A 25,476-nucleotide genomic window follows, 5' to 3' on the forward strand; every position below is an offset into this window, starting at 1 on the left:
GACCTGCTGACTTTCCGCGCGTTGCGGCCGGTGCTGCGGCGCGCGGCGCCGGGGCGGGCGTGGTCGGTGCCGGCGTCTGGGCGGCGGCCAGCATCACCCCCGCCGCCGGGCTCTCCTGCGCCGGGCGTTCCGGCACGAACAGGTTGGGCGAGCCGGCGAAGGCGACGGCCTGCGGCAGGCGGCGGACCATGTCCGGCAGCCGGGTGAATTGCTGCGGCTGCATCTGCTCCAGCGGCAGATGGCGCTGTGCCACTTCGCGCAGCCGCCCCGGCTCGTTCAGCAGCGCCCATTCGGCGCGCAGGATGGAGGTGCGGTCGCGCGCCACCTCGATCTGCCGCCAGACCTCGCGCAATTCTCGGTCCTGCGTCGCGACCTGGTGCTTCACCTGGTACAGCCAGGCGCCGGCACCGGCGAAGGCACAGAAGCAGAGGATCGTGAAGGGCCGGATCATGGCGTGATTCCCTGGCTCATCGGCAGGCGGCGTTGCAGGCCCCGCAGGCGGGCGGATCGGGCGCGCGGATTGGCGTGCGTCTCCGCACCCCCGGGCCGCAACGCGCGGAAAGTCAGCAGGTCGAAATCAGGCGCCGGCGGCGGCAGCAGCGCGGCAGGGTCGTGGCGGGAGGCGGTGCCGGCGCGCCCCGCGGCGCCGACCATCGCGCGCTTCACGAGGCGGTCCTCCAGCGAGTGGAAGGACACCACCACCAGCCGCCCACCCGGCGCCAGCAGCGCCTGCGCCGCGGCGAGGCCGCGCTCGATCTCACCGAGTTCGTCATTCACCGCAATCCGCAGCGCCTGGAAGGACCGCGTCGCGCCATCGATGCCGGAGGGGTCGCGCGGCACTGCGCCGCGCACGATGTCCGCCAGCCGCGCCGTGGTCGTGATCGGCGCCACGGCCCGTTCGCGCAGGATGGCGCGGGCGACACGGCGCGCATGCCGTTCCTCGCCGAGGTCGGACAGGATGGTGACCAGCTCGCGCTCGGCCATGTTGTTCACGAGATCCGCGGCCGTCGCGCCCTCCCGCCCCATCCGCATGTCGAGCGGCCCGTCATGGCGGAAGGAGAATCCGCGCTCGGCCTGGTCGATCTGGAAGGAGGACACGCCGAGGTCCATCACCACGCCGTCCAGCGCATGCACGCCGCGCGCCGCCAGGCTGTCCAGCATGTCGCCAAAGCAGGTCTGCACCAGGTGCAACCGTCCCGGATACTTCGCTGCCAGTTCTGCGCCGCGGGCAATGGCATCCGGGTCCCGGTCCAATGCCCACAATGTACAATCCGCCGCCGCCAGGATGGCAGCCGCGTAGCCACCCCCGCCAAAGGTGGCATCAAGATAGATGGCGCCATCGCGCGGCTGCAGTACGGCCAGAACTTCCTCCAGCATGACGGGGAGATGCGTGCTCATGGCACGGCTTTCGGAGTCGTGTTGAGGCCTGTTGCAGCAACGGTAAGGCGCAATTCGCGCGCGCGCTGCTTCGACTCCGCCACATGCGCCCGGCCGGCCGCCTCATCCCAGATCTCGAAACGATTTCCCTTGCCGAGGAAGACCACCTGGTCGCCCAGCGCGAGCTCCGCGATCATCTCCTGCGGCAGCACCAGCCGGCCCTCACCGTCCAGCTTCAGCATCTCGCTGCCGGCGATGAGGGTGGTTTCCAGCAATTCGCGCTCCTCGGAGAAATGCGGCAGGGTCTCGATGCTATCGACGATCTGCTGGAAAACCGGGCGCGAACGCGCTTCGATGCAGGGATGGGTGTGGGCGATACGAAAGACCAGCTGGTTGGTGGCGGCAGCCTCCAGCTCTGCGCGGAAGGGCGCGGGCACGGAAATGCGGCCCTTGCGGTCCAGCTTTCCTGTATGCGTGCCCACGAATTGGGTCATCGCGCGATGCTGCTGCCCCCTGCCGATGAAATCCCCGCTCAGCGGTCGGCGAGGCCCCCCGACCTCGCCGACTCGCCCGACCATCCCCTGGAAGCCCGAGATGCCCCCCCGAGCAGGGCCCCGCATGGGATAACCAGGGAATATCCGGGATTTTCCGGGCAAGCAAGCTAATTCCCGGCGTCGGACCACTCTGTCCACAGCTAAAATCGCGCATTAACAGTTGATTAGCGTCACGTTCTGCCAGAAACACAGAGAAAACTGCGCGTGATGAGCGCGAAGGCCATGTATTCGCGCTTTGTTCTTGTCCCGGTGCTGGTCCGGCAGGGATGGGCGGGAAAAGTGGCGCCGGATGGCCTGTAAGCCGGGTTCTGTCCATGCCTTGCGGCACTGGACGACCATTCCTCTGGAGCCTGCGTCGCCGCAGGCTTCTCGCGGCCAACCCGGGCGACGGGGCGAGAATGCCCCTGCGTCCATCCGCCCCGAAGGACGAATCACGCCGGCCGCCCCTATTCGGCCTTGCTCCCGGTGGGGTTTGCCGTGCCTCCCACGTTGCCGTGGGAGCGGTGCGCTCTTACCGCACCCTTTCACCCTTACCGCGGGACGAACCCTTGCGGGCGCGTGCCGAGGCGGTTTGCTTTCTGTGGCACTTTCCCTGGGGTTTGACCCCCGCCGGTCGTTGACCGGCACCGTATTCCCGTGGAGCCCGGACTTTCCTCCAGCGGGAATTTGCATCCCCGCCAGCGGTCGCCCAGCCACCCGACGCCGCGCATGACATCGCCCGTGCGCGTCGCGCGGTCAATCGGCGATCCGCCGCATGGCCGCGCGCGGCGCGGGCGTTTGCCTGCCGGCGGGCGCACCAAATGCGCTTGCGAACGCTTCTCAATTGCGGTAGTGCTCGGCCCACGCAACGTCCAAGAGGCATCTCAGCAATGCGCCGCCGCCATCTGCTCTCGCTGCTCCCCATCTTCGGCCTCGCCGTCACGGCCCCTGCCGCGCTGACTTCCGCGGCCCTGGCGCAGGGGCAGGAGCTGAACCTTTATTCTTCCCGCCACTACGACACGGACCGGGAACTGTACGACACCTTCACCCGCGAGACCGGCATCCGCGTGCGGCTGATCGAGGGCGATGCGGACCAGTTGATCCAGCGCATCCGGACCGAAGGCGCGAACAGCCCCGCCGATGTGCTGATCACGGTGGACGCCGCCCGCCTGGCGCGTGCCAAGGAGGCCGGAATTCTCCAGCCGATCCGGAGCCAGGTGCTGGACAGCCGCATCCCGGCCAATCTGCGCGATGCGGAGGGCTTCTGGTTCGGTGTCTCCAAGCGCGCCCGCGTCATCATGTATGACCGCGAGGCCGGCCGGCCCGAGGGCCTGAACCGCTTCGAGGATCTGGCCGATCCGCGCTTCCGCGGGCAGATCTGCGTCCGGTCTTCCTCACACCCCTACAACACGTCGCTGACCGGGTCCGTGCTGGCCGCCAATGGGCCGGAGGCGACAGAGGCCTGGGCGCGTGGCGTTGCCGCCAACATGGCGCGTCCGCCGCAGGGCGGTGACCGCGACCAGTTCCGTGCCATCCCCTCCGGCCAGTGCAAGCTGGCGATCTCCAACACCTACTATCTCGGCAACATGATGACCTCGCAGCGCGCCGAGGACCGCGCGATGGCGGAGCGGATCGGTGTGATCTTCCCGAACCAGGGCGAGGGTGACCGCGGCGCGCATGTGAACATCTCCGGCGCCGGCGTGGTCCGCACCGCGCCGAACGCCGCCGCCGCGCAGCGTTTCATCGAATACCTGACCAGCCCGCGGGCGCAGGAGATCTTCGCCGTCGGCAACATGGAATACCCGGTGGTGGCCGATGCCCCGGTGCACCCGGTGCTGGCCGCCTTCGGCGAATTCCGCGAGGACCAGCTCAACGCCGGCACCTATGGCGCCAATGCGGCCGAGGCGCTGCGGATCATGCAGCGCGCCGGCTGGCGCTGAACGCGGCACAAGCTGGGCGGGCGACATTCCCGCCCAATGACTTCCTTTCAGTTGCGAAACTCAGGCTGCGAAAAGGGCGGGCTGCATGTATATCTGCATCTGCAATGCGCTGACGGACAAGCAGATCGCCGCCGCCCTGGCGTCGGGTGCCGACCGTCCGCATGATGTCTATGCGGCTTGTGGCTGCCGCGCCCAGTGCGGTGGCTGCACGGGGACCATCCTTTCGATGGTCCGCGCGGGGTGCGGCGGCGGCGGGAAGTAACCCCCAGATCCGCGTCCCGGCCGGGTCACCGGTCAGAAGGATGCGGATGTGCGCGACGCCAAGGTCATCGAATACCTCAATCTGCAGCTCACCAACGAGCTGACCGCGATCAACCAGTATTTCCTGCATTCCCGGACGCTGCGGCACTGGGGCGTGACCAAGCTGGCACGCAAGGAATACGAGGAATCGATCGAGGAGATGAAGCACGCCGACTGGCTGATCGAGCGTATCCTGTTCCTCGGCGGCCTGCCAAATGTGCAGCGGCTGAACCAGGTGCTGGTCGGCCAGAACGTGCAGGAAATCCTCGAATGCGACCTGAAGCTTGAGGAGAAGGCGCTGGTCGATCTGCGCGACGGCATCGCCCATTCGGAAAGCGTGCGCGACTATGTCTCGCGCGACCTGATGCTCAAGATCCTGGCGAATGAGGAGGAGCACGAGGATTTCCTCGACCGCCAGTTCGACCTGATCCGCCAGATCGGCATCGAGCGTTACATCCTGCTGAACAGCGACGCGGCGCCCGACCAGGACTGATCCGGCCCGCTCCCCCCGGCGCCGGCGCGCCAGGCCTGCGGCGAGACGCCCACCACCTGCCGGAACATGGCGGTGAAGGCCGCCGGGGCGCCGTAGCCGAGGTCGAGGGCCACCGCCGTCACCCGCTCCCCCGCCGCCAGCCGGGGCAACGCCGCCTGCAGGCAGGCGCGGCGCTGCCAGGCGCGAAAACTCAGCCCGGTCTCCGCCCGGAACATCCGGGTGAAGCCGCGCCGGCTGAGGCCGAGTTCGCGGCACCAGGCCGCGATATCCTCGCCGATATCGGGTGCGGCGCAGAAGCGACGACAGGCCTCCGCGAGGCGCGGTTCGGCCGGCGCCGGTACGCTGAAGGGCAGGGTGGGCGCGCGCACCAATTCCTCCACCAGCAAGGCCACGAGGTAGCCGGCGCGGCCCTCCGCCTCATATTCCGGCGGCAGGTCGATGGCCGCGATCAGCAAGTGCCGCAGCAGCGGTGCCACGCCGCGAACCTCGCAGATGGCCGGCAGGCGCGCCGCCGCTGCGCCCTCCAGATACACGCTGCGGGTCGAGACCGCGCCGAGCATCCGGATCGAATGCGCGATGCCGCCCGGAATCCAGACACCGGCCTGGGGCGGCACCACCCAGCCGCCGGCCTCCGTCACCACCATCATGGTGCCGCGCTCCGCATGCAGGAACTGGCCGCGGCGGTGCGAATGGGTCGGGTGCCAATGGCCCGCGGGATAGTCGTTGCCGACGGCGATCAGCGGTCGCGGCGTCGCCTCGTATTCCTGCGCCCGCGCCCGCCGCACCATGCCCGCCTCCGATCATCTCTGGCCTGCATGCGAAAGCGGGCCGCCTTCTTCCCGGTAGGATGGCAGCGCCACTGCCACAAGCCGGAACGCGCCGCATGAACCCCGCCGACATCGCCTTTCTCGCCAGCGCCGCCTTCTTCACCTCCGCGCTGACGGCGGTGGTGGGCGCGGGCGGCGGGACGGCGCTGATCGCCATCATGCTGCAGGTGATGCCGCCGGTTGCCGCCATTCCGGTGCATGGCGCGGTGCAGCTTGCCTCCAACATCTGGCGCGTGATCCTGCTGCGGGACAAGCTGGTCTGGCCGATCATCTGGCGCTTCGCGCTGCTGATGCCGGCCGGCGTCGCGCTCGGCCTGTGGCTGTTCCAGGGGCTGCCGACGGCGGCGGTGCAGATGCTGATCGGGTTCTTCGTGCTGCTGTCGCTGTTCACCCGGCAGATGAAGCGTTTCCACGACCGGGACCTTCCGCTCTGGGCCTTTGTGCCCGTCGGCTTCGTGACGGGGGCGCTCAACATGGTGGTCGGCGTCATCGCGCCGATCCTGGGTGTGCTGGTGATCCGGCGCGACCTGTCGAAGGAACAGGTGGTGGGCACGCTCGGCGTGTTCGGCGTGGTGGGCAATCTGCTGAAGGTGGCGGGCTTCACGCTGGTGGGCTTCAGCTTTGCCGAATACGGCACCACCATCCTGTGGATGATCCCCGCCGCGCTGGTCGGCACCACGGTGGGGCAGGTGGCGCTGAGCCGCATGGAGGAACGCCATTTCCTGCCGATCTTCCGGCTGGTGCTGGTGGCGCTGGCGCTGAAGCTGATCGTCTGGGATGGGCTGGCGCGGCTGCTTTAGGTCAATGCCCGGGCGATCGCCTCGGCTTCCTCCGCCGTGCTGCCCTGGCCCGGGTTGCGGCCGGCGCGGTGATACCAGTAGCCGGCATTGGCGTCATCGCCCTCCACCCGGTGCAACCAGCCATGCACCCAGGCGGCGTCCGCGCCCGGATCGGCCTGGGCGATCTCATGCGCCGCCTGCCAATCGCCATCCAGGGCCAGGCGGATCGCGCGCAGCAATGGCTCGTTCGTCGTCATCCCCGCCGCATCCCCCGCACCAGCGCCGCCACCGGCAGCAGCCCGACCAGCACGATGAGCAGCGCGGCGGTGGACGCCTCCGCCAGCCGCTCATCGGAGGCCAGATTGTGCACGCGCACCGCCAGCGTGTCGAAATCGAAGGGTCGCACGATCAGCGTGGCGGGCAATTCCTTCATCGTATCGACGAAAACCAGCACGCCCGCCGTCAGCAGCGCGCCGCGCGCCAGCGGCAATTCCACCGCGCGCACCGCCTGGCCCGGCGTGCGGCCGAGCACGCGGGCGGCGCCGAACAGGCTGGGCCGGATACGCGCCAGGCCGGATTCCACCGCCGACAGCGCCACGCCCAGGAAGCGCACCAGATAGGCGAAGATCAGCGCCGCGATGCTGCCTGACAGCAGCAGCCCGGTGGAGACGCCAAAGCGCGCCCGCATCCAGGCATCCAGCGCATTGTCGAAGATGGCGAACGGCACCAGCGCGCCCACCGCGATGACGGAGCCCGGCAGCGCATAGCCCAGCGCCGCCACCCGGTTGGCCGAGGCGCGCAGGCGGGAAGGATGCAGCCGCTGCCCCCAGGCCAGCAGCGCCGCCAGCGCCACCGCCAGCACCGCGGTGATGCTGGCCAGCGTCACGGAATTCAGCGCGAAGGGCACGGTGCGGCGCGGGTCCAGCGGATCGCCCGCCTCCAGCATCAGGCTGAACAGCACCGCGCCGGGAATCAGGAAGCCGAGGCAGACGGGCAGGGCGCAGGCCAGGATCGCCGCCACTTCCTTCCAGCCGCGCAGCACCACCGGCCGCAGCGGCGGGCTGCGCGTGGTGGTCGGGTGGAAACGCCGCCCGCCGCGGGAGGCGCGTTCCAGCAGCAGCAGCATGGCGACCAGCCCCATCAGCGCGGCGGCCAGTTGCGCCGCCGCCGGCCGATCGCCCAGGCCGAACCAGGTGTCGTAGATGCCGGTGGTGACGGTTCGGACGGCGAAATGCTGCACCGTGCCGAAATCCGCCAGCGTCTCCATCAGCACCAGCGCCACGCCGCCGGCCAGCGCCGGGCGGGCCATCGGCAGCGCCACATGCAGGAAGGTGCGCGGCAGGCCGTGGCCGAGCGTCCGGCTCGCCTCCAGCAGGCAGACGCTCTGCTGCAGGAAGGCGTTGCGGCACAGCAGGTACACGTAAGGGTACAGCACGGCGGCCAGCATCAAGGCCGCGCCGGGCAGGCTGCGAATCTCGGGGAACCAATACTCACCCCAGCGCAGGCCCGTGACCTCCCGCAGCATGGTCTGCACCGGGCCTGCCACATCCAGCAGCCAGACATAGGCATAGCCGCAGACATAGGCGGGCATCGCCAGCGGCAGCAGCAGGGCAATCTCGATCACGCCGCGGCCGCGAAAGGCGCAGCTGGCCACCAGCCAGGCGGTCACCGCGCCCATCGCCGCGGCAAGGGCGCCCACCAGCACCGCCAGCAGCACGGAATTGACCAGCAGATCCGGCAGCAGGGTCTGCACGATATGCGCTTGGTCGTCGCCGAGCGGTGCCACGGCGGTGACCAGAACGGCCACCAGCGGCGCCGCGATCAGCCCGGCGGCCAGCAGCGAGGCCCACGCCCAGGCGGGCGCGAGCCGCCGGCTGCGCGGCGGGCCGGGGCGCTGGCGCTCCGCCGGAAAACCTTCGAGGGAAAGCTTCTCGCTCAGCCCTTCGGCTCCGCCAGTTGGGCCTTCGGCTCCGCGAGCTGGGCGGCGGTGACGCGCTTCACCTCCAGCCGGTCATCGAGGCGGGTGTACCAGCCAGCGCCATGCATGCGGCCGACGAGGCCAAGGGCCGGGCTGTCGATGTAGCATTTGAGCGGGTCCATCACCGCGGCGTCGCGGACATGCATGGCGCGGACCTGGCCGAGCACCAGGCTATGCGCACCGATCGGGATGGTCTGGAACAGCGTGCATTCCAGCGCCACCGGGCTGTCTGCCAGCCGCGGCGGGGCGACCTTGGTCGAGGGCAAGGTCGCCAGGCCCGCCTGCGCCACCTCATCCACCCCGGCCTCGAAATCCGCCGCGGTGATGTTCATGGCGGCGAGCGTGGCTTCGGTGACCAGACAGATGGTGAATTCGCCGGTCGCGGCGATGTTCGCCATGGTGTCCTTCACCGCGCCGCTCGGCCGGTTGCCGACGCCGAGAGCGATGATGGGGGGGTCGGAGCCAAAGACATTGAAAAAGGAGTAGGGCGCCGCGTTCAGCCGGCCTGCCGCATCCTGTGTCACCACCCAGGCAATCGGCCGGGGCACCACGGTGGAGGTGAGCAGCTTGTAGCGACTGGCCGCCGGCAGCGCATCGAGGTCGAACAGCATCAACGAGGCTCCGACATTGTGCCCCGTCTAGTGCCGCCCGGCGCCGCCGCTGTCGAGGGGCCGTGCCCTCAGCCGTTCAGCATTGCCGTCGTTTTGGCACCTGCATCGCGCGCATCTCCTCCCGCGCCACAAGCTCCGCCGATTCGGCCAGCGCCGCGGTCAGTGGCAGGCCGAGGGAGCGGGCTGTGCGGGCCAGCGCGGCACCGCATAGCCGCAGGCTGTCCAGCGTGCTGATCCGGGTGCGGTGTTGCGGCCCGGCGAGGCGATGTTCCGGTTCCACCATATCGAATACGAAGGTGCGGCTGCCATCTTCATGCCGGGTCACCAGCGGGGTTTCCTGCAGCAGCGCGTGCAGCAGATCCTGGTCCGGCAGGGTCTCGAGGTGACCTGCGCGGTCGTGGACGAACAGGGTGATCCGGGCGACCTGGCTCATGGTTCTCCGCGATCATTCTTCTCGGATTCGGGCGGCGTGCCGTAGCCCGCCGCCCGCGACTGAAGCGCAACTTTCTCCTAACGAAACCACTTGCGGTTGAAAGTCAAGGCGGATTTCCTGCAGTTTGATTATTTTGCAGCGTCGGGTGCTGCCTTGCCGTGCAGCAGAACGGCATCCACGTTGCCAAGCGCGCGTTGGCCCATGGCGTCACGCGTCTCGATTGTGGCGCTGCCGAGATGCGGCAGCAGCGCCACATTCTCGAGCCCGAGATAGCCGGGGAAGACCTTTGGTTCGCCGTCATAGACGTCAAGCCCTGCGGCACGGATATGTCCCGAGCTCAGCGCCGCCACCAGCGCAGCGTCATCCACGGACCCGCCGCGGCCGGTGTTGATGACGACGGCGCCCTGCCGCATCCAGGACAGGCGCTCCGCATTCAGCCATTTCCGCGTGGCATCGCCGCCCGGCATATGCATGGACAGGATGTCGATGGCGGACAGGAAGCCGCGGTCATCGTCGTGGAAGGTCGCACCCTGCTCGAGCTCCGGCGGCACGCGGCGCAGGTCCCGGTAGTGGATTTCCATCCTGAAGCCGCGCGCCATGGCGGCGAGTTCACGCCCGATGCGGCCAAAGCCCGCGATGCCGAGGCGCTTGCCCTCCAGCGTCACGCCCATCAGCTGCGTCGGCGCCCAGCCATCCCACTTGCCGGCGCGGACCATGCGCTCACCCTCGCCGGCGCGTCGGGCGGCCATCAGCATCAGGGTGAAGGCGCATTCGGCGGTGGCGAAGGACAGCACCTCCGGCGTGTTGGCCACGGTGATGCCGCGGGCCTTGGCGCCGGCGATGTCGATATGATCGGTGCCGACGGAGAAGGTGGCGATGATCTTCACGCTGTCCGGCAGCGCGGCGATGGTGGCCGGCCCCATCGGGTCCCCGGCCGCGCAGAGGATGCCGGCGGCGCCGGCCTCGGTCGCACGGCGCGCGATTTCGGCGCCGTCCCGGTACCAGGTCTCATCGGCGCTGTTCAGGCGGGCGTCATAGTCCCGCGCGGCGCGGATCTCGATGGCTTCCGGCAGGCGGCGGGTGAGCAGCAGGATGGGCTTCGGCATGATGGGTCGTCTCCCGGGCAGATTGCCACCTTGGTAGCAGAGCCCGGCTCGCTTGCCAGTGGGGCGGCTTGCCAGTGGGTTGCCAGTGGGGCGGCTTGCCAGCCGGGGCGGCAGGTAGCAGGTTCCGCCCAATCGCTTCATCAAGGAATCAACGACCATGGATCTCGGATTGAAGGGCAAGCGCGCCCTGGTGATGGGTGCCTCCAAGGGCCTCGGCCGCGCGATCGCGGACAGCCTGGCGGCCGAGGGCGCCTCCGTGGTCGTCAGCGGGCGCGACCAGGCGAAGCTGGATGTGGTGGCGGGCGAGCTGAAGGCGGCCGGTGCGGCGGAGGCCTTCGGCGTGCCGGCGGATGTCGCCAATGGCGCGGATATGGACAAGCTGGCCGATGAGGCGGTGCGCCTGCTGGGCGGCGTGGACATCCTGGTGCTGAACCATGGCGGCCCGCCGCCCTGCATCGCCTCCGAGATCACGGATGCGTCCCTGCACACCTGGTTCGAGCAGATCGTGGCCTCCCCCATCCGCATCGCCAACCGGCTGATGCCGGCGATGCGTGAGCGTGGCTGGGGCCGCGTGCTGGTGGTGGGTTCCACCGGCATGCAGCACCCGATTCCGAACCTGGCGCTGTCCAACGTGTTGCGCGCGGCGATCTGGGGCTGGCTCAAGACCTACTCCGGCGAAGTGGCCAAGGATGGCGTGACGATGAACGTCATCGCACCCGGCAGCATCATGACGGACCGCATCACGCAGAACGCGACGTCACGCGCCAGTAAGGGCGGCACAACGGTGGAGGCGGAGCTGGCGCAGATGGCCGCTGAGATTCCGGCGCGCCGCATCGGCATGCCGAGCGAATTCGGCCCGATGGGTGCCTTCCTCGCCAGCGAGCAGGGCGCCTATATCACCGGCAGCATGATCCGCATCGATGGCGGCCGCGTGCGGAGCATGCTGTGATCCACTTCCGCAGCATGCTGTAGGAAAGACCTGCCGTGATCCCGAACCTCTCCCCCGACATCGAACTCGCCACGCGGCTGTTCGACGAGTTGCGCGAAGCCAGCTTCGATGGCGTCGGCATCACGCGCGATGCCTATGGCGCTGGCGAACGCCGCGCGCATGAACAAGTGCGTGCGGCGGCGGAGGGGATCGGGCTTGAATGCCGCGCGGACCCGGTGGGCAATCTGCTGATGACGCTGCCGGGCAGCGACCGCAGGGCGAAACGCGTGCTGATCGGCAGCCATCTGGACAGCGTGGCGGAGGGCGGCAATTTCGATGGCGCCGCCGGCGTTCTGTGCGGCCTGGCCGCGGTGGCCGGCATGAAGCGCGCCGGCTTCATCCCCGGGCGCGACGTGACGGTGGTGGCGGTGCGGGCGGAGGAGGCGGGCAGTTGGTTCCCGATCTCCTACCCCGGCTCGCGCGGCGCGCTCGGCCTGCTGAAGCCGGAAGAGCTGGCGGTGAAGCGGCAGGATAATGGCCGCTCGCTGGCCGAGCATATGCGCGACGAGGGGTTTGATCCCGGCTTCGTCGAGGCAGGCGGCAAGACCTTTACCAGCGACGACACGGCGGCGTTTCTCGAATTGCATATCGAGCAGGGGCCGGTGCTGGAGGGGCAGGGCGTGCCGGTCGGCATCGTCACCGGCATTCCGGGCACGCGCCGGCTGCGCGCATCCCGCGTGCTCGGCGAGTACAACCATTCGGGCGCAACGCCGCGCAAATACCGGCGCGATGCGGCGATCGCACTCGCCGAGCTCGCGCATCGCGTCGATGACCGATGGGTGGAGCTGGAGGCGCGCGGCCATGTGATGGTCGTGACGTTCTGCGTCATGGGTACGACGGAAGACGCCGGCTTCACCAAGATCGCTGGGGAGGCGCGCTTTCAGCTTGATGTGCGCAGCGTGAACCCGCGCAGCTGCGACCTGCTGATGGAAACACTGTATGAGGCGGTGCCGGAGATCGAGGCGCGGCGCGGCGTGCGCTTCGAACTCGGTGCCGAGACCACCAGCCGCGCGGCGCCGATGGATGCGGAGATTCAGTCCGGCCTGGCGCGTGCGGCCGATGCGCTGGGCATCCGGCATCTGGCGATGGCGAGCGGCGCCGGCCATGACGCGGCGGCCTTTGCCATGGCGGGCATCCCGAGCGGGATGATCTTCGTCCGCAACCAGAATGGCAGCCATAATCCGAAGGAAGCGATGCGGATGGAAGATTTTGCGGATGCGTGTGCCGTCGTGACGCGTTGGGCGAGCGAGGCTTCGCAGTGAGCGTTGATTCGCGTTTCGCTGTCGCGCCGCAGGCGCGCCTCGCCGTCGATATCGGCGGCACCTTCACCGATGTGGCCGTCGAGCGTGACGGCGAGCGCTGGACCGGCAAGGTCCTGACCACGCCACATGCGCCGGAGCTTGGCGTGCTCAATGGCGTGAAGCTGGTGATGGAAAAGGCGGGGCTGACCCCGGCCGATATCGCGCTGGTCATCCATGGCACCACGCTTGCCACCAATGCGATCATCGAACGCAAGGGCGCCAGGACCGCACTGCTGACCACGGCTGGCTTCCGGGACGTGCTCGCCCTGGGCAATGAGTCCCGCTACGACCAGTACGACCTCAACATCGACCTGCCGCAGCCGCTGATCCCGCGCCGCTGGCGCCTGACGGTGCCGGAGCGGCTGGACAATGAGGGCCACATCCTGCTGGCGCTGGATGAAGCCGCGGTGCGCGCGCAGGTCGAGGTGATGCGCGCCGAGGGCATCGAGAGCCTGGCCATCGGCTTCCTGCATGCCTTCGTGAACCCGGCGCATGAAAAGCGCGCCGCCGCCATCGTGCAGGATCTGTGGCCGGACCTGCCCATCTCGATCTCCTCCGAAGTGTCGCCGGAAATGCGCGAGTGGGAGCGCTTCTCCACCACCGCCGCCAATGCCTATGTGCAGCCGCTGATGGCGAGCTATCTGCGGCGGCTGGAGACCGGGCTGAAGGAAGGCGGCTTCGGCTGCCCGCTGTTCATGATGCTGTCGGGCGGTGGCCTCACCACGCTGGAGACCGCGGCGCGCTTCCCGATCCGGCTTGTCGAATCCGGCCCGGCCGGTGGCGCGATCTTCTCCGCGCATGTGGCGAAGCAGCGCGGCTGGTCGAAGGTTCTGTCCTTCGACATGGGCGGCACCACGGCCAAGGTGTGCCTGATCGACGATTTCGCACCGCAGGCCTCGCGTACCTTCGAGGTCGCGCGTGTCGGCCGCTTCAAGAAGGGCTCCGGCCTGCCGCTGCGGATTCCAGTGATCGAGATGGTGGAGATCGGCGCCGGTGGCGGCTCCATCGCGCATCTCGATGCACTCGGCCGCATCCAGGTCGGGCCGGAAAGCGCGGGCGCAGATCCGGGGCCGGCCTGCTATGGCCGCGGCGGCGACAAGCCGGCGGTGACGGATGCGAACCTGGCGCTCGGCCGGTATGAGCCGGATTTGTTCGCCGGCGGCGCGCTGAAGCTGCATGTGCAGCCGGCGCTCGATGCGCTCGATGTCCATGTCGGCCGCGGGCTGGGGCTGGCGCCGGAGATGGCGGGGCTCGGCGTGGTCGAGATGGTGGATGAGAACATGGCCAATGCGGCGCGTGTCCATGCCATCGAAAGCGGCAAGGGCTATGACGGGCGCGGCATCATCGCCTTCGGCGGCGGCGGGCCGGTGCATGGCTATCGCGTGGCGGAGAAGATCGGCGTGGATCGCGTTCTGGTGCCAAGCGGTGCCGGCGTCGGCTCCGCCATCGGCTTTCTGCGCGCGCCGGTGGGCTATGAGGTGGTGAAGTCGCTGTATCAGCGTTTTCGTACATTCGACGTGAATGCGGTGAATGCGCTGCTCGCCGAAATGTCGGCCGAAGCCTCGCGAGTCGTGGCGGAGGGGGCGTTCGGTGCGCCGACCGAGGAACACCGCATCGCCTTCATGCGCTATGTCGGGCAGGGGCATGAGATCAACGTTGCGCTGCCCTCGCGGCCGCTGACGGTGCAGGACGTGGCGGCAATTCGCGCGGCCTATGATGCCGAATACACGCGCTTCTATGACCGGCCGGTGCCGGGCAGCGATGTGGAAATCCTGTCCTTCGCCGTCACGGTCGCGACGGTGGCGGATGCGGTGGAGCCAGTGGCACCAGTCGCCGATGCGCCCGCGCCCGCGCCGATCCGCGTGCAGCAGGTGCGCGATACGGCGACGGGCGAGGTCGCTGCCTGGCAGGTCTACGACCGCGCGGCGATGCCGGTGGGCGCCACCGTGCCGGGGCCGTGCATCGTCGCGGAGGACGAGACCAGCACGCTGGTCGGGTCCGGCTGGCGTTGCCGCGTAGATGGGCTCGGATACTTAGAGTTGGTGCGGGGAGAGGCTTTCTGATGGCCAGCTTGATCCGGCTGACACTGCTGGCGAACGATCCGGACGGCATCCGTTCGGCATTCATTGCGGGTCGTACTACGGTGCTAATGGCCTGCCCATGGGCCAATCTTCCTGCACTAATGAGCACGCTTGAGGCGAACCGGCCGGCTGTCTACGCATTTGTTGGCGAGCCAACTGAGGGAGATATGCTCGCATCTGACGAGGTTGCATATATTGGCGAATGTAATTCGTTTGTCGTGAGAATGAAAACTCATGACAAACGTGATAGCGCTGATTGGAGCCAAGTTCTACTGGCTACAAGCACCGATGGAATGTTCAACAAAGCTCATGCGTTGCGTGCCGAGCATCTTTTGACGGAACGCGCGAAGAAGGCAAAAAAGACTAGACTTCTGAATGGCGGAACGAGTCCTGGTACTTTGGACGAAGGCGACAAGAGCTTCGTGGACGAATTTGTCGACAATGTCTGCGTTCTTGCGCAAGTCCTCGGTGTGTCGTTCTTTCGGGAGTTTACTAGGAGAGGGTCTCAGGATAGCAGATCGCTAATGCCCATGTCGCGACCATTCGTCGGACCTACACAAAGTGAGAAAGTCGCCGACGATATTTCCGCCGAGACATTTTCATATTCGGTGAATGGTGCAAACGCGAGCATGCGCATTGATGGAAGTCAGTTTGTCGTGCTTGCGCAATCAACGCTAAATGCAGCACAGACCGATTCTATGGGTGGAGTTGCCAAAGCGCTGAGAGCGCGAGGCATCGAGAGTGGCGCCATCATCCCTGCGCTGGACGGAAGATTCCTCGAACTAAAGGAAGATATCGCGGCCAAGAGCATTAGCGCAGCGGCACAGCTGGTATCGGGAAATTCCGTGAATGGCAAAGATATGTGGAAGCTGAAATCCACGGGGCAAACCTATAACGAGTGGTGGGGGCAGCGTATGCGTGCGGAGCAGCCACCAATAACTCTTGAGCAGTTGGGGCTCGCACCACAATGAACGCACTGATAAAAATCCAGCAGCAGATCCAGTGGAACCGCCTGATCGCGGTGGTGGAGGAACAGGCGCAGATCATGATCCGCACCGCCTTCTCCACCACGGTGCGGGAAGCCGGTGACCTTTCGGCTGGCGTCTTCGATCTGCAGGGCCGCATGCTGGCGCAGGCCGTCACCGGCACGCCGGGCCATGTGAATTCCATGATGGAATCGGTCGGCCACTTCCTGGCGAAATTCCCCGCCGAGACGATGAAGCCCGGCGACCACTACATCACCAACGACCCCTGGCTCGGCACCGGCCACCTGCACGACCTCACCGTCGTCACGCCCGCCTTCCAGCGTGGCAGGATCGTCGGCCTGTTCGCCAATACCGCGCATGTCATCGATGTCGGCGGCCTCGGCATGGGCCCGGAAGGGCGCAGCGTGTTCGAGGAGGGGCTGTATATCCCCATCGTCAAATGCTTCGACCGGGGCAAGCCGAACGAGACGCTGTTCGACTTCGTCCGCGTCGGCACCCGCACCCCGGTGGAGCTGGAGGGCGACATCTACTCGCTCTGCGCCTGCAACGATGCCGGCGCCAAGCGGCTGGTGGAGATGCTGGACGAGTTCGGCATGGACAGCCTGGACCCGCTGGCCAGCTACATCTTCGACAGCTCGCTGAAGGCCACGCTGGAGGAGATCGCGAAGATCCCGCAGGGCAGCTACAGCGCCCAGATCACCTCCGATGGCTATGAGGCCCCCGTCACGCTGAAGGCGGCGATGACGGTGAAGGCGGATGAGATCGTGGTGGACTATGCCGGCACATCGGGGCTTTCGGGCCGCGGCATCAACGTCCCCGCCTCCTATTGCCGGGCCTATTCCTGCTTCGGCATCAAGGTGGTGGTGGCGCCGGAGATCCCCAACAACTGGGCGTCCCTCGCGCCCTTCCGCATGGAGATTCCGGAAGGCTGCATCCTGAATGCACCGCGCCCCTATCCGGTCTCCGTTCGCCATGTGGTGGGGCAGTTGCTGCCGGACCTGATGATGGGCTGCCTGCACCAGGCAGTGCCGGATCGCGTCACGGCGGAAGGCTCCTCGGCGCTGTGGAACCCGCCGCTGCGGGGTGGGGCGCAGGTCTCCGGCGCGGCGGCGGAGTTGCCGGATTTCGAGATCATCACCTTCAACTCCGGCGGCACCGGCGCGCGCCGCACCAAGGACGGCATGGACGGCACCGCCTTCCCCTCCGGCGTGCGGACCATGCCGGTGGAGGCGACGGAGAATGTCGCGCCGGTGATCTTCTGGCAGAACCAGCTGCGCGAAGGCTCGGCCGGCGCCGGCCGCACCCGTGGCGGCTTCGGCAAGGTCATGGAGATCGGCACCAAGGGCGAGGCTGAATTCGCCGTGAACGCCATCTTCGACCGCGTGGCAAATGCGCCGAAGGGCCGTGATGGCGGCGGTGATGGTGCCGCCGGCTGGGTCGGCCACACGGATGGCACGACGGTCCGCACCAAGGGCTTCCAGGTGGTCCCGAAGGGCAAGCGCCTGCTGCTGAAACTGCCCGGCGGCGGCGGCATGGGCGACCCGAAGCAGCGCGACCGCGCCCTGGTTGAACGCGACGTGGCGGATGGGCTGATCAGCGCGGAGCAGGCGAAGGCGCTGTACGGCGCCTGAACCCGTTGCGGTCCGGCAGCCTTTTCAAGGTGTAACCGAAGCCTCCGCCGCCCTTGGGCCGGTGGAGGCCACCCCCACCTCCTGCTGCATGATCCAGACGACCCGACGCGCCGCGCTCGCCGGCGGCTTCCTGCTGATGGCGCCCGCCACGCTGCGCGCCCAGCCCCGCCCTCCGGCGGGCCGCCTTGCCGCCGGGCTGGAGCGTGCCGCGGAAACCCCCGGCCTGCGCAGCCTGATCGTCGCCCAGCACGGCACGCCGGTGCTGGAACGGGTGTTCCGCGGCGGCGGGCTGGACCGGCCGACCAACATCAAATCCGCCTCCAAGACCATCCTCGCCATGCTCGCCGGCATTGCCATCGAGCGTGGCGTGCTGGAGGGGCTGGACCAGCCGGTGGCGCCGATCCTTGCCAGCCGCATCCCGCGCGAGGCGGACCCGGCGGTGCGGCGCATCACGCTGGGGCACCTGCTGTCCATGCAGGCGGGGCTGGAGCCGACCTCGGGCGCCAATTACGGCCGCTGGGTCAGCAGCCGGGACTGGGTGGGCTTTGCGCTGGGCCGGCCGATGGTGGATGAGCCGGGCGGGCGGATGCTGTATTCCACCGGCACGTCCCACATCCTGTCCGCCGTCCTGGCCCGCGCCAGCCGTCGCAGCGTGCGCGACCTGGCGCAGGACTGGCTGTTCCGCCCGCTCGGCCACAATGTTCCCGAGTGGACGCGGGACCCGCAGGGCCTCCATTTCGGCGGCAATGAGATGGCGCTGTCGCCCCAGGCGCTGCTGGATTTCGGCGAGTGTTGCCGCAACGGCGGGCGGCATGCGGGGCGCCAGGTGATCCCGGAGGGCTTCCTGCGCCAGGCCTGGGTGCCACGCGGGCAGTCCGCCTGGTCGGGACAGCGCTATGGCCTCGGCTGGTGGATCGCGGAAGCACGCGGCCAGACAGTGTTTTTCGCCTGGGGCTATGGCGGGCAGATGCTGTATCTGCTGCCGGCGCTGGGGCTGACGGTGGTGATGACCTCGGATGCCGATGTGCCACGGGTGCGCGGCCAGGTGCAGACCCGGCACGCGCTGCTGGTGGAGGGCATCCTGCCCGCCTTTACCGAAGGCGCCTGAGCCTCACGCCGCCCGGGCGAAGCGGATGTCGTCCGAGATGACGGTGCCGGGGCCGACCGGCAGGCGCTCGGCCTCCTGGTCCCCGGTGCGTTCGAACCGGATGCCATCGCGCCAGATGCGGCGCAGCACGTCCTTGAACAGATCCACGGTCAGCGTTTCCCCGGCGCAGCGGCGATAGCCGAAGCCGAAGGGGGCGTAGCCGGCATGATCCACCAGCGGGTAGGTGCGGCCCTCCACCTCCGCCTGCACCGTGCCGAAGCCGCTATTGCTGATCTGCCCCTGGCGCCCGTCGCGCAGCGGCGCGGCGGTGATGCTGAAGGGGCAGCGGGCGAAGATGCTGGCGCGGCAGGCTTCCTCTGTCACCTGGGCGCTGGTTGGCGTGCCGAGGTAGCGGTCCGGGTTGAAGGCCTCCGGGTCCGGCCAGTGGCGAGGGTCCTGGCCCGGCTCCGGGTGCGGATGCAGGATGAAGCTGGTCTCCGGCGCCGCGCCGCGGCCTGCGATGGTGGACAGGCTGCCGGTGTTGGGCAGGATGGTGCGGAACAACTCCATCACCATGCGGTCGAGCGGGGTGAAGGGGCCATCGCCGGCCTCATCCGGGTTGCCTTCCATGGTGCGGCGGAACCAGTCCTGCACGCTGCGGTCGCCCTGGTCGCGCTCCAGCCGGGCCATGATGTTGTAGAGGGTGTTGCCCCACTGGCTGAAGGCCAGGAAGTTGTGGAAGCACTCGAAGACGATGTCCTCGCGGCGGAAATTCTCGCCCTGTTCGCCATTGACCAGCCAGTAATGGACGAAGGTGGATTCCGGCGTGTCGACGCGGCGTTCCAGCACGTCCTGCACGCGGGCATCGATCCAGTCCCGCAGCGTGGCGCGCAGGGCGCGGACCCGCATGTAGTTCTCGTACACCTCGGGCGTCCGCGGGTCCCAGAAGCCGATCACGGCGTTGAAGCTGGCGCCCAGGTCGCGCACCTCCTGCGGAATGTCATCGCCGCGCACGCCGAGATGCAGGTCCCAGTACAAATCGAAATAGCTGTCGTAATAGCTGCGCATCAGCGGCTTGCCGGCGTTCTCGCTGTCGAACAGGCTGTCGAGGAAGCGGGCGACCTTTGCCGCGTGGTATTTATGGTACAGGTCCGGCGTGGTGGCGGTCATGTAGATGCGCTTGCGGGCATTCTCCGGCCCGCGCTGCTCATAGCCCTGCAGGAAGACGGAAAGTCCCTCCGCCTGCATGTTCTCCTGCCATCCATCATACAGCATGCCCCAGAGATGCGGCGGGATCGCCGCTTCCTTGCTGAAGGCCAGGTCGATCATCGGCAGCGTGAGGCGATCGCCATTGTAGATCGCCATGCGCCCGAAGGGCTCCAGCGCGCCGCGGATATAGGCGGGGTCGAAGCGTGGCGTGGCGCGCAGGCGGGTTGTGCCGGTCTCCGTATGGGCCAGCGCCTCGCGACCCGAGAACATGGTGCCTGCCAGCAGGGTGGAGGCCAGTCCGCCCAGGACGATGCGACGGGACGGGCGGTGCGGGCAGCGTGGCTGGGTCATCCCGGGTTCTCCGTGAAACGAGGGGTCCTTGATGGGGGCGCGAAGGCCGGCGTCGCGGCAGGCAACGCCGCCGCACCCGCCGCGGTTTCAAGGCGGCGCGGATGGTTCCGCAGTGGCAATCGCGCCGGCGCCGCGGGCTGACCCTGCTTCCCGTATCCGCGGATTCAGTCGTCCGGCGCGCCCTTGGTCTGGTCCGTCACCCCCGGCGGGTCGGGGTAGAGGTCGGACGGCACCTTGGCGTCCGGATTCCGCGTCGTCCCGCCCTGCTGCACCTTGGCGGCGGTGTCCTTGCTGGCGGGGTCGGCGCTGTTCATGCGCTCGGTGGCGCCGGTGGGAAGCTCTGGTTTGTCCTGGGTCATGCGGCCTGAACGCGCGGTGCCGGGTCTGGCTCCCTTTCGCGATGCCCCGTGCCTTGGCATGATCGTCCCGGCCTAAAGACCTGAAGGAACCCGACGCATGGCGCTCCGCTGCGACCTCATCATCCGCGACGCCACGTTAATCGACGGCACCGGCGCCCCGCGCCGCACCGGCGATATCGGCGTGAAGGGCGACCGCATTGCCGCCATCGGTGACCTCGGCGGCGCGACGGCGGACCGGGAGGTGATGGCCAGCGGCCGCGCCGTGGCGCCGGGCTTCATCGATGCCCACACCCATGACGATCGCGCCGTGCTGTGCGGCCCGCAATGCACCACCTGCAAGACCAGCCAGGGCGTCACCACCGTGGTGGTCGGCTGCTGCGGCGTCAGCCTGTCTCCCGCCCGCTTCAAGCGCATGCCGCCGCCGCCGCTGGACCTGATCGGCGCGGAGGGCTGGTGGCGCTTCGGCGATTTCGGCGACTATGCCGAGGCGCTGCGCCGGCAGGGCAGCGAGGTGAACACCTACGCGCTGGTCGGCCACCAGACGATGCGGGTCGAGGCGATGGATGGCGATGTCGCCCGCCCCGCGAATGACCGCGAGATCCACCACATGCACCAGCGCCTGAAGCAGGCGCTGGCGGAAGGCGCCTCCGGCTTCTCCACCGGCCTGTACTACGACCCCAACAAGCATGCGACGACGGAGGAGGTGATTGCGGTGGCGGAGGCGCTGCGCACCACCGGCGGCCTCTACTCCACCCATATGCGCGACGAGGCGGACCGTGTCCTGGCCTCGATCGAGGAGACGATGAAGATCGGCAAGAATGCCGGCGTCGCGGTGCAGATCAGCCACCACAAATGCTCGCTGCCCGAGAATTTCGGCCGGTCCACCCAGACCCTGCCGCTGATCGCGGAATATGCCCGCACGCAGGAGGTGGCGTACGACGTCTACCCCTATCCGGCCGGCTCCACCGTGCTGATGCCGGATCGCCTCCGTGACGATGTGAAGGTGATGATCACCTGGTCCGTGCCGCACCCGGAGATGGCCGGCAAATACCTGCACGACATCGCCCGCGGCTGGAACAGCGACATCAAGGCCGCCGCGGAACGCCTGACGCCGGCCGGCCAGATCAGCTTCCAGATGGATGAGGAGGATGTGCGGCGGATCATGGCGCATCCGCTGTCCATGATCGGTTCGGACGGCATCCCGCATGATGCCCACCCGCATCCCCGCCTCTGGGGCACCTTCCCCCGCGTGCTTGGGCATTATGTCCGCGATGTCGGCCTGTTCTCGCTGGAGACGGCCGTGCACAAGATGACCGGCCGCTGCGCGGAGGCCTATGGCATCGTCGATCGCGGCGTGCTGGCGGAGGGCGCCTATGCCGACCTGGTGCTGTTCGACCCCGCCACGGTGATCGACGCGGCGACCTTCGAGACGCCGACCCTGCCCTCCATCGGCATCGAGGAAGTCTGGGCCAATGGCGTGCCGACGTTCCGCGCCGGCTACGGCGAACAGGGTGGGGCCACCGGGGAAAAGCCGGGCCGGCTGGTGACGCGCCATCGCGCCTGACCCGGCCACGCCGCGGCCGCGCGCCTGGTACCAGCCAGCGCCGGCCAATGACAGGGCACCACCAGCCACCGGCCTGCCAGAGCCCCATCCGCGCACGGCGCGCAATGCGCTGATCGTGGCGGCGTTGCTGCTGGGTGCGCTGGCGCTCGGCGCACAGATGTTCAGCGGCGGCTTCACCGCGCGTCCGGGGATGGAGCCCTATGTGAAGGCCGGACCGCGGACCGGCGCGGAGCGGCTGGAGCAGGACCTGCTGGCCGCCCATCCGCCGGGCAGCAATCTGGGGCCGCTGGCGGAACTGCTCCGGCAATACGGCTTCCAGTGCGAGGCGGTGCGGCAGGTGACAATTGCCGAATCCTGCCGTTTTCGCAGCCGCCGCAGCGACGACCAGGTGCTGACCGCGACGGTGGAACTGGGGCATGACGGGCTTGTGGTGCAGTCCATCGCCGTGCGCATGGCGCTATCCGCCAACTGAGCTTTCATCGGGTCAGCCATGCTGCCACGATCCGGGCATGGACTGGTTGCCGCTCCTCGGTTTCGCCATCGCCTCCTCGGTCACGCCGGGGCCGAATGTGCTGATGGTCGCCGCCGCCGCCGCCGGCCATGGGCTGCGGCGGGTGATGCCGCATATGCTGGGCGTCACCTTCGGCTTTGGCGGCATGATCCTGCTGGTGGGCCTCGGCCTGGCCGGGCCGCTGCTGGCCAGCCGCACGTTGCATGAGGTGCTGCGCTGGGCCGGCGCGGCCTGGCTGCTGTGGCTCGCCTGGAAAATCGCCACCGCGCCGCCGCCGGAGGCAGGACCGGCCCGGCCGCCCCTGGGCTTCATCGGCGGCGCTCTGTTCCAATGGGTGAACCCCAAGGCCTGGATGATCGCCGCCGCCGTGGTGCCCGCCTTCACCAGGCCGGGGGAGCCGATGCTGCCGCAGGTGCTGGCCATCTCCCTGGTCTTCCTGGCCATCACCATGCCGTGCCTGCTGGTCTGGGCGGGCATCGGCGTCTCGGCCGGCCGCCTGCTGCACAGCCCGGGCCGGCTGCGGGTCTTCAACGTCACCATGGCGGTGCTGCTGGTGGCGAGCCTGATACCCATGCTCCGGTAGACGTCCGCGCCGCAGCGTCCTAATCCCGGCGGCAGCACCGGGAGAACCAGCGAATGGACATGCACCAGTCCGCCACCGATCCGCATGCCGAGATCCGGGAGGAAGTCCGGAAGCTCTGCGCGCGCTTCCCGGGCGAGTATTGGCGGGAGCTGGACAGCCGGCGCGGCTATCCCACCGAATTCGTCGATGCGCTGACCGAAAGCGGCTACCTGGCCGCGCTGATCCCGGAGGAATTCGGCGGCGCCGGCCTGCCCCTGTCGGGCGCCGCGGCGATCCTGGAGGAGATCCAGGCCAGCGGCTGCAACGGCGCCGCCTGCCACGCCCAGATGTACATCATGGGCACCATCCTGCGGCATGGCAGCCAGGCCCAGAAGGCGCAGTATCTGCCGGCCATCGCGGAGGGCAAGCTGCGCCTGCAGGCCTTCGGCGTGACGGAGCCGACGAGCGGCACGGACACCACCGCGCTGCGCACCACGGCGCGGCGCGAGGGCGACAAATACGTTATCAACGGCCAGAAGATCTGGACCAGCCGCGCCGAGCATTCCGACCTGATGCTGCTGCTGGCGCGCACCACGCCGCGCGATCAGGTGGCGAAGAAGACCGAGGGCCTGTCCACCTTCATCGTGGATATGCGGACCGCCAAGGGCCTCACCATCCGCCCGATCCGCACCATGATGAACCACAATTCCTGCGAGGTGTTCTTCGACAACATGGAGGTCCCGGCGGAGAACCTGCTCGGCACCGAGGGCAAGGGTTTCCGCTACATCCTGGATGGCATGAACGCCGAGCGCCTGCTGATCGCGGCCGAGTGCATCGGCGACGCCAAGTGGTTCACCGCGCGGTCTGCCGCCTATGCCAAGGAACGCGTGCTGTTCGGCCGCCCGATCGGCCAGAACCAGGGCGTGCAGTTCCCCATCGCCAAGGCCTATGCCCAGATGCGCGCGGCGGAGGCCATCGTGCAGAAGGGCCTGGCCAAGTTCGAGCGCGGCGAGAACTGCGGCGAGGAGGCCAATATGGGCAAGATGCTGGCCGCCGAAGCGAGCTGGGCCGCCGGCGAGGCCTGCGTGAACACCCATGGCGGCTTCGGCTTCGCCGAGGAATACGACATCGAGCGGAAATTCCGTGAGACGCGGCTGTACCAGGTGGCGCCGATCAGCACGAACCTGATCCTGTCCTATATCGGCGAACACGTGCTCGGCATGCCGCGGAGCTATTGATGCGCCCGCTCGAAGGCCTTCTCGTCGTCTCGATGGAACAGGCGGTCGCCGCGCCGACCTGTTCCGTGAAGCTCGCCGATGCCGGCGCCCGCGTCATCAAGATCGAGCGGGCCGAGGGCGATTTCGCGCGGGGCTACGACACCGCTGCGGCGGGGCAAAGCAGCTATTTCGTCTGGCTCAACCGGGGCAAGGAATCCCTGGTGCTGGACATCAAGGACCCCGCCGACAAGGCGCTTCTCGGGAAGATCCTGGCGAAGGCCGATGTGTTCATCCAGAACCTCGCCCCCGGCGCCATGGCGCGGGCCGGCTTCGGCAGCGCCGACCTTCGCGCGCGGCATCCGCGGCTGATCACCGTCGATATCTCCGGCTATGGGGAGGAAGGCGACTACGCCGCGATGAAGGCCTACGACCTGCTGGTGCAGGCGGAATCGGGACTGGCCTCCATCACCGGCCATCCCGCCGGGCCGGGGCGGGTTGGTGTTTCCGTGGTCGATATCGCCTGCGGCATGAATGCCCATGCCGCCGTATTGGAGGCACTGATTTCTCGGTCCATCACCGGCCAGGGCGCCGGCATCGCCGTGTCGCTGTTCGACGGCATGGCGGATTGGATGAATGTGCCGCTGCTGTACTTCGAGGGCACCGGGAAGGCGCCCGCACGGGTTGGCCTGGCGCATCCCTCCATCTGCCCCTACGGCGCCTTCGCCACCTCCGACGGCGCGCTGGTGCTGATCTCGATCCAGAATGAACGCGAATGGGCGGCCTTCTGCGGCGGCTTCCTGGACCAGCCCGGCCTGCCGGCCGAGCCAGGCTGGCGCAGCAACAATGAACGCGTGGCCAACCGCCCCGCCGTCGATGCCCATGTGGCAAAGACCTTCGCCACGCTGACGGGCGATGCGGCGGCGGCGCGGCTGAACGCGGCCGGCATCGCCTATGGCTTCGTCAATGGCGTTGCGGAGCTGGCATCCCACCCGGCATTGCGGCGGCTGGTGGTGGATACGCCGGGCGGCCCGGTGCCGGTGGCGGCACCGGCGGCGCGGCTGGCGGGCGCGCAGCGGCAGTATGGCCCGGTGCCGGCGCTCGGCGCGCAGAGTGCCGCGATTCGCGCGGAATTCGCGCCGGGCTGAGATGGGTGAGACCTGCCGCTGGTGTGCGCCTGGCATGTCAAACCATGCGTGACCGGCATGGGTGCAATGCAGCATTTCGATCATGCTGCACTGCAAAAAACCTCTTG

At 68.4% G+C, this 25,476-nt stretch carries 25 protein-coding genes, 1 other RNA gene and 1 pseudogene; 15 read left to right on the plus strand and 12 right to left on the minus strand.

The features are described 5' to 3' along the window. The 4 genes and pseudogenes from Q8S40_RS15255 to rnpB all read right to left on the minus strand — a co-directional run. A pseudogene (locus Q8S40_RS15255) lies at positions 1-451 on the minus strand (hypothetical protein); the annotation flags it as partial. Further along, positions 448-1,398, minus strand: coding sequence for a 16S rRNA (cytosine(1402)-N(4))-methyltransferase RsmH (gene rsmH / locus Q8S40_RS15260; RefSeq protein ID WP_305671060.1), 951 nt, complete (start codon positions 1,396-1,398; stop codon positions 448-450). The pseudogene Q8S40_RS15255 and the gene rsmH, both read right to left, overlap by 4 nt. Further along, the gene (locus Q8S40_RS15265; protein ID WP_305671061.1) at positions 1,395-1,859 is read right to left on the minus strand and encodes a division/cell wall cluster transcriptional repressor MraZ; all 465 of its coding nucleotides are present in this window, start codon (positions 1,857-1,859) and stop codon (positions 1,395-1,397) included. The genes rsmH and Q8S40_RS15265 overlap by 4 nt, the downstream gene beginning before the upstream one ends. Before the next feature lie 353 nt (positions 1,860-2,212). Next, an RNA gene (gene rnpB, locus Q8S40_RS15270) (RNase P RNA component class A) lies at positions 2,213-2,631 on the minus strand. Between the two features lie 169 nt (positions 2,632-2,800). Here rnpB and Q8S40_RS15275 point away from each other — a divergent pair. The 3 genes from Q8S40_RS15275 (at position 2,801) to bfr (ending at position 4,643) form a co-directional block, all read left to right on the plus strand. Continuing rightward, positions 2,801-3,850, plus strand: coding sequence for a Fe(3+) ABC transporter substrate-binding protein (locus Q8S40_RS15275; RefSeq protein WP_305671062.1), 1,050 nt, complete (start codon positions 2,801-2,803; stop codon positions 3,848-3,850). An 85-nt stretch (positions 3,851-3,935) separates the two neighbouring features. Continuing rightward, complete coding sequence (locus tag Q8S40_RS15280) at positions 3,936-4,112, plus strand: bacterioferritin-associated ferredoxin (protein WP_168050486.1); 177 nt, start codon at positions 3,936-3,938, stop codon at positions 4,110-4,112. A gap of 48 nt (positions 4,113-4,160) precedes the next feature. Then, positions 4,161-4,643 carry a bacterioferritin gene (gene bfr / locus Q8S40_RS15285; protein ID WP_304813531.1) on the plus strand — a complete coding sequence of 161 codons (483 nt, stop codon included), beginning with the start codon at positions 4,161-4,163 and terminating at the stop codon, positions 4,641-4,643. Here bfr and Q8S40_RS15290 read toward each other — a convergent pair. Further along, positions 4,601-5,431, minus strand: coding sequence for a helix-turn-helix domain-containing protein (locus Q8S40_RS15290; RefSeq protein ID WP_305671063.1), 831 nt, complete (start codon positions 5,429-5,431; stop codon positions 4,601-4,603). The genes bfr and Q8S40_RS15290 overlap by 43 nt on opposite strands. 95 nt (positions 5,432-5,526) lie before the next feature. On the opposite strand from Q8S40_RS15290, the gene Q8S40_RS15295 reads away from it, so the two are divergent. After that, a complete protein-coding gene (locus Q8S40_RS15295; RefSeq protein WP_305671064.1) occupies positions 5,527-6,270 on the plus strand; it encodes a sulfite exporter TauE/SafE family protein in 744 nt (247 codons plus the stop codon). Here the strand turns inward: Q8S40_RS15295 and Q8S40_RS15300 are convergent. The 5 genes from Q8S40_RS15300 to Q8S40_RS15320 all read right to left on the minus strand — a co-directional run bounded on the left by Q8S40_RS15300 (position 6,267) and on the right by Q8S40_RS15320 (position 10,377). Beyond that, positions 6,267-6,506, minus strand: coding sequence for a hypothetical protein (locus Q8S40_RS15300; RefSeq protein WP_305671065.1), 240 nt, complete (start codon positions 6,504-6,506; stop codon positions 6,267-6,269). The two genes, Q8S40_RS15295 and Q8S40_RS15300, sit on opposite strands and share 4 nt — an antisense overlap. Next, entirely contained in the window at positions 6,503-8,056 is a 1,554-nt protein-coding gene (locus tag Q8S40_RS15305; RefSeq protein WP_305671066.1) for an iron ABC transporter permease, read from the minus strand. Before Q8S40_RS15305 ends, Q8S40_RS15300 begins: the two co-directional genes overlap by 4 nt. A 128-nt stretch (positions 8,057-8,184) precedes the next feature. Further along, entirely contained in the window at positions 8,185-8,838 is a 654-nt protein-coding gene (locus Q8S40_RS15310; RefSeq protein WP_305671067.1) for a flavin reductase family protein, read from the minus strand. A 76-nt stretch (positions 8,839-8,914) separates the two neighbouring features. Beyond that, a complete protein-coding gene (locus Q8S40_RS15315) occupies positions 8,915-9,271 on the minus strand; it encodes a hypothetical protein (protein WP_305671068.1) in 357 nt (118 codons plus the stop codon). Between the two features lie 128 nt (positions 9,272-9,399). Beyond that, a complete protein-coding gene (locus Q8S40_RS15320; RefSeq protein WP_305671069.1) occupies positions 9,400-10,377 on the minus strand; it encodes a D-glycerate dehydrogenase in 978 nt (325 codons plus the stop codon). Positions 10,378-10,534: 157 nt separating this feature from the next. Between Q8S40_RS15320 and Q8S40_RS15325 the strand changes: the two genes are divergently transcribed. From Q8S40_RS15325 to Q8S40_RS15350, 6 genes are all read left to right on the plus strand, one after another. Further along, positions 10,535-11,326 carry an SDR family oxidoreductase gene (locus Q8S40_RS15325; protein WP_305671070.1) on the plus strand — a complete coding sequence of 264 codons (792 nt, stop codon included), beginning with the start codon at positions 10,535-10,537 and terminating at the stop codon, positions 11,324-11,326. A 35-nt stretch (positions 11,327-11,361) separates the two neighbouring features. Beyond that, a complete protein-coding gene (locus Q8S40_RS15330) occupies positions 11,362-12,627 on the plus strand; it encodes a Zn-dependent hydrolase (protein WP_305671071.1) in 1,266 nt (421 codons plus the stop codon). Continuing rightward, positions 12,624-14,729, plus strand: a complete 2,106-nt coding sequence (locus tag Q8S40_RS15335; protein ID WP_305671072.1) for a hydantoinase/oxoprolinase family protein — start codon at positions 12,624-12,626, stop codon at positions 14,727-14,729. The genes Q8S40_RS15330 and Q8S40_RS15335 overlap by 4 nt, the downstream gene beginning before the upstream one ends. After that, on the plus strand, positions 14,729-15,718 hold the full coding sequence (locus Q8S40_RS15340) for a GIY-YIG nuclease family protein (RefSeq protein ID WP_305671073.1): 990 nt from the start codon (positions 14,729-14,731) through the stop codon (positions 15,716-15,718). Before Q8S40_RS15335 ends, Q8S40_RS15340 begins: the two co-directional genes overlap by 1 nt. After that, positions 15,715-17,364 carry a hydantoinase B/oxoprolinase family protein gene (locus tag Q8S40_RS15345; RefSeq protein ID WP_305671074.1) on the plus strand — a complete coding sequence of 550 codons (1,650 nt, stop codon included), beginning with the start codon at positions 15,715-15,717 and terminating at the stop codon, positions 17,362-17,364. Before Q8S40_RS15340 ends, Q8S40_RS15345 begins: the two co-directional genes overlap by 4 nt. 88 nt (positions 17,365-17,452) lie before the next feature. Beyond that, on the plus strand, positions 17,453-18,472 hold the full coding sequence (locus tag Q8S40_RS15350) for a serine hydrolase (RefSeq protein WP_305671075.1): 1,020 nt from the start codon (positions 17,453-17,455) through the stop codon (positions 18,470-18,472). Between the two features lie 3 nt (positions 18,473-18,475). Here Q8S40_RS15350 and Q8S40_RS15355 read toward each other — a convergent pair whose 3' ends face one another. After that, positions 18,476-20,011 carry a hypothetical protein gene (locus Q8S40_RS15355; RefSeq protein WP_305671076.1) on the minus strand — a complete coding sequence of 512 codons (1,536 nt, stop codon included), beginning with the start codon at positions 20,009-20,011 and terminating at the stop codon, positions 18,476-18,478. A gap of 164 nt (positions 20,012-20,175) precedes the next feature. Then, positions 20,176-20,370, minus strand: a complete 195-nt coding sequence (locus tag Q8S40_RS15360) for a hypothetical protein (protein ID WP_305671077.1) — start codon at positions 20,368-20,370, stop codon at positions 20,176-20,178. Between the two features lie 97 nt (positions 20,371-20,467). On the opposite strand from Q8S40_RS15360, the gene Q8S40_RS15365 reads away from it, so the two are divergent. From Q8S40_RS15365 to Q8S40_RS15385, 5 genes are all read left to right on the plus strand, one after another. Then, positions 20,468-21,934: an amidohydrolase family protein gene (locus Q8S40_RS15365; RefSeq protein ID WP_304813555.1), complete on the plus strand. Its 1,467-nt coding sequence runs from the start codon at positions 20,468-20,470 to the stop codon at positions 21,932-21,934. Positions 21,935-22,049: 115 nt separating this feature from the next. Further along, positions 22,050-22,406, plus strand: coding sequence for a hypothetical protein (locus tag Q8S40_RS15370; protein WP_304813557.1), 357 nt, complete (start codon positions 22,050-22,052; stop codon positions 22,404-22,406). 37 nt (positions 22,407-22,443) lie between these two features. Then, positions 22,444-23,028, plus strand: coding sequence for a LysE family translocator (locus Q8S40_RS15375; protein WP_305671078.1), 585 nt, complete (start codon positions 22,444-22,446; stop codon positions 23,026-23,028). A gap of 53 nt (positions 23,029-23,081) precedes the next feature. Next, positions 23,082-24,245, plus strand: a complete 1,164-nt coding sequence (locus Q8S40_RS15380; protein ID WP_371136840.1) for an acyl-CoA dehydrogenase family protein — start codon at positions 23,082-23,084, stop codon at positions 24,243-24,245. Further along, positions 24,245-25,369 (plus strand): CaiB/BaiF CoA-transferase family protein, encoded by a 1,125-nt coding sequence (locus tag Q8S40_RS15385; RefSeq protein ID WP_305671079.1) that lies wholly within the window; start codon positions 24,245-24,247, stop codon positions 25,367-25,369. The genes Q8S40_RS15380 and Q8S40_RS15385 overlap by 1 nt, the downstream gene beginning before the upstream one ends. Positions 25,370-25,476: the final 107 nt, after the last annotated feature.

Origin of the sequence: Falsiroseomonas sp., from assembly GCF_030695085.1 — a bacterium.
In the GTDB taxonomy this organism is placed as follows: Bacteria; Pseudomonadota; Alphaproteobacteria; order Acetobacterales; family Acetobacteraceae; genus Falsiroseomonas.

Bases quoted from the DNA above. Each gene is read 5' to 3' on its own strand.
- rsmH (WP_305671060.1), bottom strand. From the start codon at position 1,398: ATGAGCACGCATCTCCCCGTCATGCTGGAGGAAGTTCTGGCCGTACTG.
- Q8S40_RS15275 (WP_305671062.1), top strand. From the start codon at position 2,801: ATGCGCCGCCGCCATCTGCTCTCGCTGCTCCCCATCTTCGGCCTCGCC.
- Q8S40_RS15280 (WP_168050486.1), top strand. From the start codon at position 3,936: ATGTATATCTGCATCTGCAATGCGCTGACGGACAAGCAGATCGCCGCC.
- Q8S40_RS15290 (WP_305671063.1), bottom strand. From the start codon at position 5,431: ATGGTGCGGCGGGCGCGGGCGCAGGAATACGAGGCGACGCCGCGACCG.
- Q8S40_RS15295 (WP_305671064.1), top strand. From the start codon at position 5,527: ATGAACCCCGCCGACATCGCCTTTCTCGCCAGCGCCGCCTTCTTCACC.
- Q8S40_RS15300 (WP_305671065.1), bottom strand. From the start codon at position 6,506: ATGACGACGAACGAGCCATTGCTGCGCGCGATCCGCCTGGCCCTGGAT.
- Q8S40_RS15310 (WP_305671067.1), bottom strand. From the start codon at position 8,838: ATGCTGTTCGACCTCGATGCGCTGCCGGCGGCCAGTCGCTACAAGCTG.
- Q8S40_RS15315 (WP_305671068.1), bottom strand. From the start codon at position 9,271: ATGAGCCAGGTCGCCCGGATCACCCTGTTCGTCCACGACCGCGCAGGT.
- Q8S40_RS15320 (WP_305671069.1), bottom strand. From the start codon at position 10,377: ATGCCGAAGCCCATCCTGCTGCTCACCCGCCGCCTGCCGGAAGCCATC.
- Q8S40_RS15325 (WP_305671070.1), top strand. From the start codon at position 10,535: ATGGATCTCGGATTGAAGGGCAAGCGCGCCCTGGTGATGGGTGCCTCC.
- Q8S40_RS15340 (WP_305671073.1), top strand. From the start codon at position 14,729: ATGGCCAGCTTGATCCGGCTGACACTGCTGGCGAACGATCCGGACGGC.
- Q8S40_RS15345 (WP_305671074.1), top strand. From the start codon at position 15,715: ATGAACGCACTGATAAAAATCCAGCAGCAGATCCAGTGGAACCGCCTG.
- Q8S40_RS15350 (WP_305671075.1), top strand. From the start codon at position 17,453: ATGATCCAGACGACCCGACGCGCCGCGCTCGCCGGCGGCTTCCTGCTG.
- Q8S40_RS15355 (WP_305671076.1), bottom strand. From the start codon at position 20,011: ATGACCCAGCCACGCTGCCCGCACCGCCCGTCCCGTCGCATCGTCCTG.
- Q8S40_RS15360 (WP_305671077.1), bottom strand. From the start codon at position 20,370: ATGACCCAGGACAAACCAGAGCTTCCCACCGGCGCCACCGAGCGCATG.
- Q8S40_RS15365 (WP_304813555.1), top strand. From the start codon at position 20,468: ATGGCGCTCCGCTGCGACCTCATCATCCGCGACGCCACGTTAATCGAC.
- Q8S40_RS15375 (WP_305671078.1), top strand. From the start codon at position 22,444: ATGGACTGGTTGCCGCTCCTCGGTTTCGCCATCGCCTCCTCGGTCACG.
- Q8S40_RS15380 (WP_371136840.1), top strand. From the start codon at position 23,082: ATGGACATGCACCAGTCCGCCACCGATCCGCATGCCGAGATCCGGGAG.
- Q8S40_RS15385 (WP_305671079.1), top strand. From the start codon at position 24,245: ATGCGCCCGCTCGAAGGCCTTCTCGTCGTCTCGATGGAACAGGCGGTC.